The organism is Streptomyces gilvus (genome assembly GCF_022513565.1).
In the GTDB taxonomy this organism is placed as follows: Bacteria; Actinomycetota; Actinomycetes; order Streptomycetales; family Streptomycetaceae; genus Streptomyces; species Streptomyces gilvus.
In genome coordinates, this window is sequence record NZ_JAKWBE010000013.1 from 1 (window position 1) to 14,405 (window position 14,405).

General features: G+C 71.2%; 11 protein-coding genes. 5 read left to right on the forward strand and 6 right to left on the reverse strand.

Annotation, left to right across the window (positions count from 1 at the left end):
- Both MKW14_RS20725 and MKW14_RS20730 read right to left on the reverse strand, forming a co-directional pair.
- Positions 1-681: maltotransferase domain-containing protein (locus MKW14_RS20725; RefSeq protein WP_240864395.1), on the reverse strand; the 681-nt coding region annotated here is incomplete at its 3' end.
- 260 nt (positions 682-941) lie between these two features.
- Positions 942-2,144 (reverse strand): S8 family peptidase, encoded by a 1,203-nt coding sequence (locus MKW14_RS20730; RefSeq protein ID WP_240864397.1) that lies wholly within the window; start codon positions 2,142-2,144, stop codon positions 942-944.
- Between the two features lie 262 nt (positions 2,145-2,406).
- Between MKW14_RS20730 and MKW14_RS20735 the strand changes: the two genes are divergently transcribed.
- The 5 genes from MKW14_RS20735 (at position 2,407) to MKW14_RS20755 (ending at position 7,832) form a co-directional block, all read left to right on the forward strand.
- A complete protein-coding gene (locus MKW14_RS20735) occupies positions 2,407-5,025 on the forward strand; it encodes a glycosyltransferase family 1 protein (RefSeq protein WP_240864729.1) in 2,619 nt (872 codons plus the stop codon).
- 161 nt (positions 5,026-5,186) lie between these two features.
- Positions 5,187-5,507 carry a hypothetical protein gene (locus MKW14_RS20740; RefSeq protein ID WP_240864401.1) on the forward strand — a complete coding sequence of 107 codons (321 nt, stop codon included), beginning with the start codon at positions 5,187-5,189 and terminating at the stop codon, positions 5,505-5,507.
- On the forward strand, positions 5,504-6,934 hold the full coding sequence (locus MKW14_RS41290; RefSeq protein ID WP_240864403.1) for a CdiA C-terminal domain-containing protein: 1,431 nt from the start codon (positions 5,504-5,506) through the stop codon (positions 6,932-6,934). Before MKW14_RS20740 ends, MKW14_RS41290 begins: the two co-directional genes overlap by 4 nt.
- A 30-nt stretch (positions 6,935-6,964) precedes the next feature.
- Positions 6,965-7,450 carry a SitI3 family protein gene (locus tag MKW14_RS20750; protein ID WP_240864405.1) on the forward strand — a complete coding sequence of 162 codons (486 nt, stop codon included), beginning with the start codon at positions 6,965-6,967 and terminating at the stop codon, positions 7,448-7,450.
- 7 nt (positions 7,451-7,457) lie between these two features.
- Positions 7,458-7,832 (forward strand): DUF6086 family protein, encoded by a 375-nt coding sequence (locus MKW14_RS20755; RefSeq protein WP_308314614.1) that lies wholly within the window; start codon positions 7,458-7,460, stop codon positions 7,830-7,832.
- Positions 7,833-7,863: 31 nt separating this feature from the next.
- On the opposite strand, the gene MKW14_RS20760 is transcribed toward MKW14_RS20755, so the two are convergent.
- The 4 genes from MKW14_RS20760 to MKW14_RS20775 all read right to left on the reverse strand — a co-directional run bounded on the left by MKW14_RS20760 (position 7,864) and on the right by MKW14_RS20775 (position 14,378).
- Entirely contained in the window at positions 7,864-8,373 is a 510-nt protein-coding gene (locus MKW14_RS20760) for a DUF1990 domain-containing protein (RefSeq protein ID WP_240864409.1), read from the reverse strand.
- 69 nt (positions 8,374-8,442) lie between these two features.
- The gene (locus MKW14_RS20765) at positions 8,443-10,104 is read right to left on the reverse strand and encodes a M4 family metallopeptidase (RefSeq protein ID WP_240864412.1); all 1,662 of its coding nucleotides are present in this window, start codon (positions 10,102-10,104) and stop codon (positions 8,443-8,445) included.
- Between the two features lie 241 nt (positions 10,105-10,345).
- Positions 10,346-12,400 carry a M4 family metallopeptidase gene (locus tag MKW14_RS20770; RefSeq protein WP_240864413.1) on the reverse strand — a complete coding sequence of 685 codons (2,055 nt, stop codon included), beginning with the start codon at positions 12,398-12,400 and terminating at the stop codon, positions 10,346-10,348.
- A 289-nt stretch (positions 12,401-12,689) separates the two neighbouring features.
- On the reverse strand, positions 12,690-14,378 hold the full coding sequence (locus MKW14_RS20775) for an ABC transporter ATP-binding protein (protein ID WP_240864415.1): 1,689 nt from the start codon (positions 14,376-14,378) through the stop codon (positions 12,690-12,692).
- Positions 14,379-14,405: the final 27 nt, after the last annotated feature.

The window sequence follows — 14,405 nt, forward strand, 5'->3', positions numbered from 1 at the left end:
CTCCACCAGCAGCGGCAGCGTCTCGGAGGCCGTCACCAGCTCCCGCAGCGGATGCCGGGCCAGCACCGCGTCCACCTCCGGCGTCAACGCCCCCGCCAGCCGGGCGGTGGGCGGCCGGGTCTCGTCCCGCAGGGCGGCGACGGCGGCGCGCACGGTGTCGCCTTCCGCCGGGGGCAGACCGTCCGCCGCCCGCTCGTACAGCCGGGCCCCCTCCTCCAGCACCAGGTCCGTGTCCATCCCTGCCGGGATCTTGATCTGGGCGTGATGGCGCCAGGTGGTGATCGGATCGCCCCAGGCCTCCACGGTGTACGTCCACCGCCCGGGGGCGCCCGCGGTGACGGTCGCGCCCCAGCGGTCGGTGCCCGGCGCCAGCTCGCGCATCGGCGTCCAGGGGCCCGGACGGCCCTCGGGATCGGTCAGGACGACGTTCGCGGCGACCGCGTCGTGCCCCTCGCGGAAGACGGTGGCCGAGATCTCGAACGACTCCCCGGTGACGGCCTTCGCGGGCCTGCGGCCGTGCTGGACGACCGGGCGGACGTCGAGGACCGGTATGCGCCCGATGCCGGCGGTGTCGCCCGCGGAGGATGGCTCCGGGGCCGGCGGTCCGGAATCGGCCGGGCGCACGGGAGGCGCTTCGGTGCTGGGTGTCGGGGGTGCTGACGAGTGGTGCGTGGCGGGCATGACCGCTCCTGTCCGCGTCATACAGGTGGTGGGCGGATGGGTGTGGGGAGGTGGGTCCTGCGTGTGGTGGTGCTGGGTGTTTCTCCGGAGTACCCGAGGGACGGGCAGGTGTACCGGAGGAGCCTTCCCACCCTATTCGGGTGGGCAATCCGGCACTTTGTTAACTACTCACGCGTATGTCTACGCACAAGACCGGCCCCGTTCGTGAACGAACGGGGCCGGAAACCGGACGCCTCGATGACGAGTCCGGGACTGTGCCCCTACGAGGGCGGTACCTGCAGCAGTTCGTCCGGTGAACCGAGGCCCCGCCCGGACACCTTTCCGGGCACCGCCAGCTTCACGAGCGCCCCGGCGACCTGGGCCGGTGTGGCCTTCGGATGGCCGGCCAGGTAGAGGGCGGCCGCGCCCGTGGCGTGCGGAGTCGCCATGGACGTACCGGAGAAGGTGGCTTTCCCGGTGTCGCTCGTGTACGAGGCCGAGGTGATCGACACGCCGGGGGCGAACAGGTCGACGGCCGAGCCGAAATTGGAGAAGGCCGCCCGTGCGTCCTTCTGGTCCGTCGCGCCGACCGTGACGGCCTCCTTGACGTCCGCCGGGGAGTACAGGGCGGCCGCCAGCCCGTCGTTGCCCGCGGCGACGACGTAGGTGACGCCGGAGGCGATGGAGCTGCGTACGGCCGCGTCCAGCTGGGCGTTGTGGGCGCCGCCCAGGCTGAGATTGGCCACGGCGGGCTTGCGGGCGTGCTTGGTCACCCAGTCGATACCCGCGATGACCTGCGAGGTCGTACCGGAGCCGTCGTCGCCGAGGACGCGGACGGAGACCACCTTCGCCTGTTTGGCCACCCCGTAGGTCCGGCCGGCGATGGTGCCGGCGACATGGGTGCCGTGGCCGTTGCCGTCGGCGGCGGTCGGGTCGTCGTCGACGAAGTCCCAGCCGTAGCTCGCCCGCCCGCCGAAGTCCTTGTGCGTGATCCGGACACCGGTGTCGATCACATAGGCCGTCACCCCGGCGCCCGCGGACCGGGGCCAGGCGTAGGCCCTGTCCAGGGGAAGGGACGGCTGGTCGATCCGGTCCAGGCCCCAGGACGGCGGGTTCTTCTGCGGCCCGTCGAGGGCGACGCGGGTGTCCTGGACGACCGAGGCGACCCGCGGGTCCGCCGCGAGGAGCCGGGCCTGTCTCTCGTTCGCCCGGACCGCGTAGCCGTTGAGGACCGTGCCGTAGGTCTGGCTGATTCTCGCCCCGTATGTCGCGGCGATGCCCTTTCCGGCCGCCGACGGGGCCTTCGTACCCCCCTTGAGCGTCACCAGATAGCTTCCGCTGACGGAGCCGGGCCCACCGGCGCCGAGTATCCGCCCCTGAGCTGCGGCGTGCGCGGGCAGGGTGCCGGACGACAGCGCGGCGACACACGCCACCGCGGTCAGACCCCCCAGCCGGCGCAGACGCAGCGTGCGCGTCCGTGCCATGTCCGAGTTCCCCCTCCTTCGACTGCACCTGGCAGCCTCTCGTGCGGTGACACACGCCACAAGGGGGCCTACGGGGCGGAATCGGCCATGTCCGCCATGGCCGACGGGAGAAGGTTGCGGTGATTTCCGGACTGTGTACGACTGTGCGGCAGGCTTGGGTGTCCCGTGGTTGTGGAACCCCTCTCCCCGATACCGTCGATATTGACGACGGGACGCACACCGCCGTGCGTCCTCCTGTTGTGCACGTATGCCGAGGTGGAATGTGAAGGCGATCCGGCGATTCACTGTCCGTCCCGTTCTCCCCGAACCCCTCCGGCCGCTCGGTGATCTGGCGCGCAATCTGCGCTGGTCCTGGCATGCCGAGACCCGTGACCTCTTCCAGTCCGTCGATCCCGAACGCTGGGCCGCCTCGGAGGGCGATCCCGTACGGCTCCTGGGCGGTGTCTCCCCGACGCGCCTCGCGGAGCTGGCCGAGGACCGCCGCTTCCTGCGCCGGCTCGGCGCGGTGCGGGACGATCTCGACGACTACATGACCGGTGAGCGCTGGTACCAGGCGCAGTCCGGTGCACTGCCCGCCGCCGTCGCCTACTTCTCACCCGAGTTCGGCATCACGGCGGCCCTGCCGCAGTACTCCGGCGGCCTGGGCATCCTGGCCGGCGACCATCTCAAGGCGGCCAGCGACCTGGGCGTTCCGCTGATCGGCGTGGGCCTGCTCTACCGGCACGGCTACTTCCGCCAGTCGCTGTCCCGGGACGGCTGGCAGCAGGAGCACTACCCGGTCCTCGACCCCAACGAGCTGCCCGTCGCCCCGCTGAGCGAGGACGACGGCACCCCCGCCCAGGTCTCCCTCGCGCTGCCCGGCGGCAAGCGGCTGCACGCCCGCGTCTGGCTGGCCCAGGTGGGCCGGGTCCCGCTGCTGATGCTGGACTCCGACGTCGAGGAGAACGACCCCGGCGAGCGCGGGGTGACCGACCGGCTCTACGGCGGCGGCAGCGAGCACCGCCTGCTGCAGGAGATGCTGCTCGGCATAGGAGGGGTGCGGGCCGTACGGACGTACTGCCGGCTGACCGGCCACCCGGAGCCGGAGGTCTTCCACACCAACGAGGGGCACGCGGGCTTCCTCGGCCTGGAGCGCATCGCCGAACTGTGCGCCCGGGGGCTGGACTTCGACTCCGCGCTGGAGGCCGTCCGGGCCGGGACCGTCTTCACCACCCACACCCCGGTGCCGGCCGGCATCGACCGCTTCGACCGTGAACTCGTCGCCCACCACTTCGGCTCCGACGCGGAGCTGCCGAGCATCGACGTCGAACGGATCCTCCAGCTCGGCATGGAGACCTATCCCGGGGGCGAGCCCAACCTGTTCAACATGGCCGTGATGGGCCTGCGCCTCGGCCAGCGCGCCAACGGCGTCTCGCTGCTGCACGGGCAGGTCAGCCGGGAGATGTTCGCCGGACTCTGGCCGGGATTCGACCCCGAGGAGGTGCCGATCACCTCCGTCACCAACGGGGTCCACGCGCCCACCTGGGTGGCCCCCGAGGTGTTCCGGCTCGGCGCCCGGCAGATCGGCGCCCAGCGCACCGAGGACGCGCTGACGGTCGGCGGCTCGGACCGCTGGGACGCCGTCGCGGAGATCCCGGACCAGGACATCTGGGAGCTGCGCCGCAACCTGCGCGAGCAGCTGGTGGACGAGGTGCGGTCCCGGCTGCGTGCCTCCTGGCGGCAGCGCGGCGCCGGGACGGCCGAGCTGGGCTGGATCGACGGCGTCCTCGACCCCGACGTCCTGACCATCGGGTTCGCGCGCAGGGTCCCGTCGTACAAGCGGCTGACACTGATGCTCCGCGACCGCGACCGGCTGATGGACCTGCTGCTCCACCCCGAGCGGCCCGTCCAGATCGTCGTCGCGGGCAAGGCGCACCCGGCGGACGACGGCGGCAAGCGCCTGGTCCAGGAGCTGGTCCGGTTCACCGACGACCCGCGGGTGCGCCACCGCATCGTCTTCCTGCCCGACTACGGCATGGCGATGGCGCAGAAGCTCTACCCCGGCTGCGACATCTGGCTCAACAACCCGCTGCGCCCCCTGGAGGCCTGCGGCACCTCGGGCATGAAGGCGGCGCTCAACGGCTGCCTCAACCTCTCGGTCCTTGACGGCTGGTGGGACGAGTGGTTCCAGCCGGACTTCGGCTGGGCGATCCCGACGGCGGACGGTGTGGGCACGGACGCCGACCGCCGGGACGACATAGAGGCCGCGGCGCTCTACGACCTCCTGGAGCAGCGGGTGGCGCCCCGCTTCTACGAGCGCGGCCGGCACGGGCTGCCCGAACGCTGGATCGAGATGGTCCGCCAGACGCTGACGCTCCTCGGCCCCAAGGTGCTGGCCGGCCGGATGGTCCGCGAGTACGTCGAGCGGCTCTACACGCCCGCCGCGCACGCCCACCGGGCCCTGGACCCCGACTCGGCGCGTGAACTCGCCGCCTGGAAGGGGCGGGTGCGGGCCGCCTGGCACGGGGTGACCTTCGACCATGTCGAGACCTCCGTCGCCACGACCACCGCGGAACTCGGCAGCACGCTCGGGCTGCGGGTGCGCGTCGGGCTCGGCGAGCTCGGCCCCGAGGACGTCGAGGTGCAGGTGGTCTCGGGCCGGGTGGACTCGCAGGACGGCATCGCCGACGCGACCACGGTCCCCCTCAAGCCGGCGGGCGGCCCCGACCCCGAGGGCCGCTGGCTCTACGAGGGGCCGCTGTCGCTGGACCGCACGGGCCCCTTCGGCTACACGGTCCGCATCCTCCCGACCCACCGACTCCTCGCCTCCAGCACGGAGTTGGGCCTGGTGACGGTGCCGTCGGAGGAGACGGCGGAGGGAGCGGGGGTGCTGTTCCGCTGACGGCGCGAGGGCGGGCGACCTTTGCCCGCCCTTGACGTCTGCTTTGCTCGATTCGTGGTTCCGCCATACCTCTCGCAGGGACGCGATCACTACGGTCGGGGGATGACATGTGCACGGAGTGACGTCCCGGGGGCGGGGTCGCATGTCGGTGCGAGGCATCGATGAGTGACGTGAAGGCGGACACGAAGCGCATCCGCGAGTGCTCCCGGGCGCTGCAGAGGATCTACGACTCCTTCACCGGCCGGGCCAATCCCGCCGAGGACTTCTCGGCCGCCGAGTTGGGCGACCAGCGTGTCGTCGAGGCCTTCGACGAGTTCGCCGACAACTGGAAGATCCACCGCAAGGATCTCGCGGAGAAGATCAGGAAGCTCGGCGTCATCACGTGGGAAGCCGCCAAGAGCTACGACGCCGTCGATGCCGAGCTCGCCCGGGCCCTGCGGGAGCAGGACGCACGGGCCGCACACGGCCGGGGCGCGAAGTGAGGCGTCCTGCGGTCGACGAGTGGGCCGTGCTCGACGAGGACGGCGATCCGGTACCGGGAGACCCGGACGCCATCGCCCTGCTCGGGCAGTCGCTGCGCGAGGTCGCCGACGACATCCAGCGTGAAGCGGGGGACGTGGAGGCTCTCTGCCGAGTCGACGCGTGGAAGTCCAAGGCGGCCGACGCGTTCCGCGACACGGCGCACGACGCCCTCAAGCCGCTGCGCAAGGCGTACCACCGCTACGACAAGGCCGCGAGCGCCATGGGGACGCGGGTTCGCCCGGACTGCACCGACGACTGGGCCGGCGCTCTCGAACACGCGCAGCAACTGGCGGACAAGGCCCTCAAGGCGGGACGGACCGCGCACGAGGAGCACGAGTCGGCGGTGCGGAGCATCGAGGCCCTCCCGTCGGACACCAAGGACGACGACCCCGAACTCGTGCGGCTGAAGAAGAAGCGGGATCAGGCCGCGGCCGACCTCGGCAGTGCCAAGGCGGCACTGCGGCGCGCGAAGGAGGTCCGCGACACGGCCGCGCGGAAGGCCGCCGGGGTCATCCACCGAGCCATCACCCATGACGGCATGCACGACTCCGGATGGGACAAGTTCGACCACGCGGTGGACTCTGTCGTCTCGGGGGTCGGGGACTTCCTGGAGGACGTCGGCATGACCGTCGTCTCGGATCTCGCCTCCCTCGGCAATGCCATGATCCACGACCCGGGTTCCACGGCGTCGGTCGTCCTGGGTCTCGGCCTGACGGTGCTGGGCGCGGGCGAGGAGGCCGGCGGTGTCCTGCTGGACGCCACCGGGATCGGGGCGGCGCTTGGCATCCCGATCAACGTCGCCGCCGCGGCCCAGATAGCCGTCGGGGTGTCGTTGGCCGGTGCCGGTATGGCAAGCATCGTGAGCGACGCGGCGGGTCCCGACCGGGTCGACATGACGTCCGACGGGTCGGGCGGCTCCGCCGGCGGCGACTGGGACACCGCGGCCGAGGCCGACCGGACCAAGCCGTCGGGAGAGCCCGACCCGACCGCCCAGCCCCGTGGAAGGCCCGAATCGCTCAGCAAGAACGACGACGCCGAGACGATCCGCGCGAAGGGACGGGAGCGGCATTCCGCGGACACCCTGGCCCGACAGGGATACGACGTCGAACAGACCCCGGGTACGATCAACGGGAAGAATCCCGACTTCCGCGTCGAGGGCAAGGTCTTCGACAACTACGCCCCGACCGCCAAGAACCCACGCTCCATCTGGACCGCCGTCCAGAAGAAGGTGGACGCGGGTCAGACGGACCGAGTGGTGCTGAACCTCGGTGACAGCGACGCGGACCTCGGCGCGCTGCGGTCGCAGTTCCAGAGCTGGCCCATGAACGGTCTCAAAGAGGTCATGGTGATCGACCGCGAGGGCAACGTGGTCCACCTCTACCCGTAGTCGCCGAAGGGAAGGAAGGAACAAGAACGTATGGCGATCGAATACGACCTTGATCTCGCGACCCCCGTGTCCGCCAAGGAGGTTGCGACCCGGCTGGAGGAAATCGGCAGGGAAACCGGGCTCTTCGACGCGTCGGTCACGGGGGAGCGGCTCGTCGAGGAAGGAGCCCCCACCCGACTGGGCACCTGGATCCGTGTGGTCGCGGAGCGGCCGCCGCAGCCGTGGCACCCGGTCGTCACCGCCTTCGGGTTCACCCCCACGGTGGCCGTGGGATTCCGCATGGCCAAGGGAGTCGAGGTCGCGGACCAGCAGGACGACATGATCCGGCTCGTCGCGCCCCTGCTGGCACGCGTGGAGGGCGACGCCGTGCTGCACTTCCAGTTCGAGGTGGTCTGGCTGCTCCGCAAGGACGGCGAGCTGAGCCTCAGCGAGCGGGAGGACATCTGGCCTCCCCGGCGGCTGGCCCTCGTGACACAGCCCCACCGCCGGCAGACCCACAGCATGGACCTGGACTGAGCCGCCAGTGACGTTCCGTTTTCGTTCCAGCGACCAACCCGGCCGGGACCTCTGGTGCCCCAGTTCCGAAGTGGCTCGTGCCTTCGTCGGGACCGCCGAGGTCTTCTCCCACGTGTTCGACGTCGACTCGGGCATCGGCGACCCCGTCGACGGTGTGTGCGTCATCGATTTCCGGGACTTCGGAGCGCTCTGCGCCGCGGTCGTCGACCGGTTCGGCACCACCGACCAGGGAATCCTCCGGTCCCTCAGCCTCGGCTTCGTCGCCACGTCCCTGGTGCTCATCGACCGGGCCGGCCGTCCCGCCCCCGCGATGCCCGGGCCGGCTCAGGAGCGGGCCTGGGCGGCGCTGCGCGACCAGCACGCGCGAGTGATGCCCGTGTGACCGCCGGCCCCGCTGCGACGCGTGCGAGGGGTCACCACTCCGAGACGTCGGCGCAGAGTTTCCGCAGGATCTTCCCGCAGCGTCGGGCGTAGGCGTTCTGCAGGCCCCGGGTCGCCGGGCCGCCGGCCTTCGCGTACCACTTGGCGGGGCGGCTGAAGGCGGTCACGGTCAGCCAGACCGTGCCGTCGCCGGTGCGCTCCACCAGGAAGGCCTCCTCGCCGCACTCCGGGTGGCCCGCCAGCGTGCCGTAGGCCCAGCCGGCCCGGCGGGGTTCCTCGACCGTGTAGACGACCCGGCAGGGCGCCTTGATCACGCCGGCGAGGGTGACGGTGACGTCGACGTCCGGTGCGGCGCGCTCCGCTGCCGCGTCGATGCCGACGCCGAGCTCGCGGTGCATCTCCCAGGTCAGCACCGCGTCGGCCGCCCGGCGGAAGACCTTCTCGCCCTCACCGATCCGGGTGCGCACATGCAGGGGGTGGAAGCCCGGCGGGCAGAAGCCGGCCCGACGACTCGCGCCGACGTCTTGGTACGTGAAGGACATGGGACACAAGGGTAGGGCGGTACCCGGGACCGCCGTCGTCCCGGGTACCGCCCGCCAACCCCCCTCGGGTCAGCTCACGTTGACGGCGGACCACGCGGCCGCCACCGCGTTGTACTCGGTGCTGCCGGAGCCGTACAGGGCGGCCGCGGCGCTCAGCGTGCCGGTGCGGGCCGACTTGTAGTTGGTCGTCGACGTGAAGTACGTCGTCAGCGCCTTGTACCAGATCTGCAGCGCCTTGGCCCGGCCGATGCCGGTGACCGTGGAGCCGTTGTACGTCGGCGAGTTGTAGCTCACCCCGTTGACCGTCTTCGCGCCGCTGCCCTCGGACAGCAGGTAGAAGAAGTGGTTGGCGACACCCGACGAGTAGTGCACGTCGAGGTTCTTCACGGACGAGGACCAGTAGTCGGCGCTGCCGCCGTCCTTGCTGGGCTTGTCCATGTAGCGCAGCGGGCTGCCGTCGCCGTTGATGTCGATCTTCTCGCCGATCAGGTAGTCACCCGGGTCGGTGGCGTTGGCGGCGTAGAACTCCACGCCGGTGCCGAAGATGTCGGAGGTGGCCTCGTTCAGACCGCCCGACTCGCCCGAGTAGTTGAGGCCCGCGGTGTTCGAGGTGACACCGTGGCTCATCTCGTGGCCGGCCACGTCCAGCGAGGTCAGCGGGTGGGTGTTGCCGTCACCGTCGCCGTAGGTCATGCAGAAGCAGCTGTCGTCCCAGAAGGCGTTGACGTAGTTGCTGCCGTAGTGGACGCGGGAGTAGGCGCCGACGCCGTTGTTCTTGATGCCGCTGCGGCCGAAGGTGGCCTTGTAGAAGTCCCAGGTCTCCTGCGCGCCGTAGGCCGCGTCCGCGGCGGCCGTCACGTCGGTGCTGGAGCTGGAGGCGGTGCCGGTGCCCCAGGTGTTGGTGGTGTTGGTGAACAGCGTTCCGGTGCCGGACGTGCCGTGCTTCAGGTTGTACGTCTTGTGGTTGCCGCGCGAGCCGTCGGTCAGCGAGTACGTCGAGCCCGACAGCGTGGTGGTCAGGCTGACCGTGCCCGAGTACAGCGTCTTGCCGGTGCCGGTCGCGTTCTCGATGCCCTGGTACTCGAAGAGCTTCTTGCCGGTCGCTGCGTCGGTGATGACGTGCAGCTGGTTCGGGGTGCCGTCGTCCTGCAGCCCGCCGACGATCGTCTCGTAGGCGAGGACGGGCGTGCCGGAGCCGGCCCAGATCACCTTGCGGGCGCCGTCCGCGGTGGACTTGGCGGAGCCGAGGGTCTTCGCGGCGGACACCGCCTGCTTCTCCGCCTTGGCGGCGGTGATCTGCGGCTTGAGCGAGGCGACCTTGATGGCCGCCTTGGTGGCTCTGGTGACGCCCTCGGCCTTGCCGGCCTTGGAGGTGTGCACCACGAGGTCGCCGCCGAGGACCGGCAGGCCCGCGTAGGTGCGCTCGTAGCGGGTGTGCACGGTGCCGTCGGCGTCCTTGACGACGTCCTTGACGACCAGCTTCTCCTTGGCGCCGAGACCTATCTGCCGGCCCGTCTCGGCGACGTCGGCCTGGGCCTTCTGGATGAGCGAGGTGCGTGCGGCGGCCGACAGCAGGGTCGGGGCGGCGGCCGGGTGGGCGATGGCCGTGCCCGCCTGGGTCTGGGCGGAGGCCGCACCGGTGGTCAGACCGGTGGCGAGGAGGGCTCCGGCCGCAACGGCGGTGGCGATGGCCAGAGTCGAGCGCTTGTGACGCGCGTAGAGGGGGGTCACACAAGCTCCTTGTGGTGGGGGAGTCCTCGCCCGGCGTGGGGCGGCCGGAGGAGGGGTGCAGTGAAGTTGTGCGGCGGTTGTGAGGAAGCGTGGCACCGGGGCGCGTACATGTCATGACCCCGACGTGATGTTGGCCGAAAAGCAACTCCCCGGTGAACGTTTCAGGAATGTAAACGGGCGCCGCCCCGGGGAGTCGGGCCCCCGGGGCGGCGCACTCGCCTTCGATGCCGTCACCCGCGGTCTACGGGAACGTCAGCTTCCAGCTGTTGATCTTCCCCACGTCCTGCGCCGCCTGATCCTGGACCCGCAACTTCCAGGTCCCGTTGGCGGTTTCGGACGAGACGTTGACCGTGTAGGTCGCCTGGACGTTGTCCGCCGAGTCGGAGGAGCTGAAGTTCTTCAGGCGGTACGCGGTGCCCGACGGACCCAGCAGATCGATCACCAGGTCGCCCCGCCAGGTGTGCGAGATGTCGACGCTCACCTGAAGGTTGCTTGGCGCGTTTCCGCTCCTGCCGGAGACGGTGATCGAGGAGGTGACGGCGGGCCCGTTGTCCGGAATCGACACGGGTGTCGTGTTCTCGTACGACGTCCCGCCTCCGCCGCCCCCACCGGAGCGCGAGCCGACCGCGATGGCCGCCCAGGCGTCCTGCACCGCCTTGTACTCGGCGCTCGTGGTGCCGTACAGCTCACCGGCCGCCGCGAGGGTGCCGGTGCGGGCGGAGGCGTAGTTGGTGGTGGACGTGAACTTGGTGGTCAGCGCCCGGTACCAGATCTGCAGCGCCTTGTCCCGGCCGATGCCGGTGACCGGAAGCCCGTCCGCGGTGGGCGAGTCGTAGCTGACGCCGTTGATGACCTTGGCGCCGCTGCCCTCGCTCAGCAGGTAGAAGAAGTGGTTGGCCGGACCGGACGAGTAGTGCACGTCCAGGTTGCCGAGCCCCGAGTACCAGCTGTCCTTGGACGAGCCGTCCTTGCTGGGCTTGTCCATGTAGCGCAGCGGGGTGCCGTCGCCGTTGATGTCGATCTTCTCGCCGATGAGGTAGTCGCCGACGTCGGTCGAGTTGTTGGCGTAGAACTCCACGCCGGTGCCGAAGATGTCGGAGGTGGCCTCGTTCAGCCCGCCCGACTCGCCGCTGTAGTTGAGACCGGCGGTGTTCGAGGTGACGCCGTGGCTCATCTCGTGGCCGGCCACGTCGATGGCGGTCAGCGGGTCCGCGTTGCCGGAGCCGTCGCCGTAGGTCATGCAGAAGCAGCTGTCGTCCCAGAACGCGTTCACGTACGAGTTGCCGTAGTGGACGCGGGAGTAGGCGCCGACGCCGTTGTTCTTGATGCCGCTGCGGCCGAAGGTGTTCTTGTAGAAGTCCCAGGTCTCCGCGGCCCCGTAGTGCGCGTCGGCGCCCGCCGTCGCGGCGTTCGACGTGGTCCCGTTGCCCCAGGTGTTGGACGTCTGCGAGAACAGCGTGCCGGTGCCGGACGTGCCGTGGTTCAGGTTGTACGTCTTGTGGCCGCCGCGGTCGCCGTCGGTCAGGGTGTAGTTGGAGCCCGACTGGGTCGTCGTCAGCGAGACCGTGCCGCTGTACTGGGTGTTGCCGACACCGGTCGCGGTCTCGATGCCCTGGTACTCGAAGAGCTTCTTGCCCGTGGTCGCGTCCGTGACGACGTGCAGCTGGTTCGGCGTGCCGTCGTCCTGGAAGCCGCCGATGACGGTCTCGTACGCCAGGACGGGCTTGCCGCTCGCGGCCCAGACGACCTTGCGGGCGCCGTCGGCGCTCGCCCTGGTGCCGCCGAGGGCCTTCGCCCGGCTGACGGCCTGCTTCTCGGCGGCCGCCTTCGTGATGTCCGGGGTCAGGTCCGCCACCTTGATCGCCGCGTTCGTCGCCTTGATGACGTCCTTGGTGGCGCCCGACGTGGCGGTGTCGACGACCAGGTCGCCGCCGAGGACCGGCAGTCCGGCGTAGGTGCGCTCGTAGCGGGTGTGCACGGTGCCGTCCGCGTCCTTGACGACGTCCCGGGCTATCAGCTTCTCCTTGGCGCCCAGGCCGATGTCCCGAGCGGTCTGCGCGCGGGCGGTGTCGGCGTCGCGCAGCAGCTCGGCGCGCTGCGAGGGGGTCAGGTGCACGGCCGCGTGGGCGGGGTTGCCCCTGACCGCGGCCGACGGCGTCTTCTGGGCGGGGGCGGCGGACGCCGCGCCCGACTGGACGGCCGCGGCGAGCAGGGCGGTGACCCCGGCGAGGGCCACGGCGGCGGCCCGGCGGTGCGCGGTGGGGGAGGTGCGTCTGCGAGAGGAACTGCTTCTCAACACTGACTCCTTCTGCATGGCCGCGGGGTCGCGCGGCCAGGGGAGATCCGGACGGTGGGTCGACCGTCCGGGCAGAACTGGGGGTGGAGCTGTGGGGTTGCTGTGTTGAAGCTGTGGGAAGGGTGGCAGCAGTCTGCGGTTTCTGTCAGGACCGCATCAGGAAGTTGGCCGGAAATGGTTCGTTGTCCGGTGGTTCATGTTCGGTATGCGGACCGTTGGCCGGTCGCCCGGCGCCGGTGGCGTACCGGCCGCCGGGCGTCCGTGGCGCACGGTCAGCCGTGGCGCGCGGTCACCCGTGCCAGGTCCGCCACAACGCCGCGTACGCCCCGTCCGCGGTCACCAGCTCCTCGTGCGTGCCGAGTTCGGTGAGGAGGCCGTCCTCCATGACCGCCACGCGGTCCGCGTCATGGGCGGTGTGCAGACGGTGCGCGATGGCGATGACGGTACGGCCCTCCAGCACGGCGGCCAGGGCCCGCTCGGTGTGCCGGGCGGTCGTCGGGTCGAGCAGCGCGGTCGCCTCGTCGAGGATCAGCGTGTGCGGGTCGGCCAGCACCACCCGGGCGAGGGCGAGTTGCTGCGCCTGGGAGCCGTCCGTACGGCGTCCCCCGTCGCCGAGCCGCGTGTCGAGCCCGTCCGGCAGCTCCCGCACCCACTCGTCGGCGCCCACCGCCGTGAGCGCCGCCCACAACTCCTCGTCGGAGGCGGCCGGTTCGGCGATACGGAGGTTGTCGCGGACGGTGCCGAGGAAGACGTGGTGCTCCTGGGTGACCAGGACGACCTGCCGGCGCAGCTGCTCGGGGCCGAGCTCGACGACGGGCACCCCGCCCACGGTCACCGTGCCCTCGGTCGGCGCGTCGACGCCCGCGAGGAGCCGGCTGAGGGTCGTCTTCCCCGCGCCGGACGGGCCGACCACGGCCAGCCGCTCACCGGGCCGCACCGTCAGGTCGACCCCGCGCAGCACCTCGCCGCCCCGGTCGTAGGCGTACCGCACGCCCCTCACGTCGATCCGGTCGCCGGCCGGCGCGGCGGTGTCCGACGTCTCCGTGCGCGGGGCCCGGGCCAGTCCCTCCACGCGGGCGAACGAGGCGCCGCTGTTCTGCAGTTGCTCGACCCGCATCAGGATCTCGTCCAGGGGGCCGCTGAGCCGTTGCAGATACAGCGCCGCCGTGACGACCGCGCCCAGGCTGAGGGTGCCGCGGTCGTGCAGCAGGCCGCCGACGAGGAGGACGGCGGCGACCGGGACGAGGTAGCAGATCTCGACCGACGGGAAGAACACCGTACGCAGGAACAGGGTGTGGAGGCGGGTACGGCGGGAGGTCTCCAGGGCATCGCGGCTGGCCGAGACACGGCGCTTCTCCAGGCGCAGCGCCTCGACGGTGCGGGCGCCGGAGGCCGTGGCCGCGAGGATCTCGGCGACGTCGGAGGTGGCGGCCCCCTCGGCGAGGTAGCCGGCCCGCGCCCTGGCCAGATACCAGCGCAGGGCGCACCAGATGCCGGCCAGCCCGAGCAGCCCGCACGCGCCGAGCAGGGGGTTCAGCGCGAACACCGCGCCGAGCAGGAACAGCGCCTGCACGCCGTTGACGAGCAGGTCCGGGCCGACGTCGCGCAGGGTGGTGCCGACCAGGGCGACGTCCGCCGTGCCGCGTGCCGTGAGGTCGCCGGTGCCGGCCCGTTCCACGGCGGCGGCGGGGAGGGCGAGGGTGCGGTCGACGAACTGTTCGCGGACGCGGGCGAGGGTGCGTTCGCCGAAGCGGTGGCCGGTGTAGCGGGCCCAGCGGGCCAGCAGGAGCTGGGCGAGGGAGCAGAGCAGGATGGCGAGGGCGAGGTGGTCGACCGCGCTTACGCCCTTGCCGGCGCGGACGTCGTCGACGATGCGGCCCACCAGGTAGGGGCCGGCGAGACCTGCGGCTGCGGCCAAGGCGTTGAGGGTGAGGGTGGCGGTGAATGCCTTCGCGTCCGCGCGGAGGAGGCGGATCATTGCTTGGCGGACGTCTTGGGAGGCGGC

Coding starts and splice junctions, on each gene's coding strand:
- MKW14_RS20730 (WP_240864397.1), bottom strand. CDS start 2,144: ATGGCACGGACGCGCACGCTGCGTCTGCGCCGGCTGGGGGGTCTGACC.
- MKW14_RS20740 (WP_240864401.1), top strand. CDS start 5,187: ATGAGTGACGTGAAGGCGGACACGAAGCGCATCCGCGAGTGCTCCCGG.
- MKW14_RS20750 (WP_240864405.1), top strand. CDS start 6,965: ATGGCGATCGAATACGACCTTGATCTCGCGACCCCCGTGTCCGCCAAG.
- MKW14_RS20760 (WP_240864409.1), bottom strand. CDS start 8,373: ATGTCCTTCACGTACCAAGACGTCGGCGCGAGTCGTCGGGCCGGCTTC.
- MKW14_RS20775 (WP_240864415.1), bottom strand. CDS start 14,378: ATGATCCGCCTCCTCCGCGCGGACGCGAAGGCATTCACCGCCACCCTC.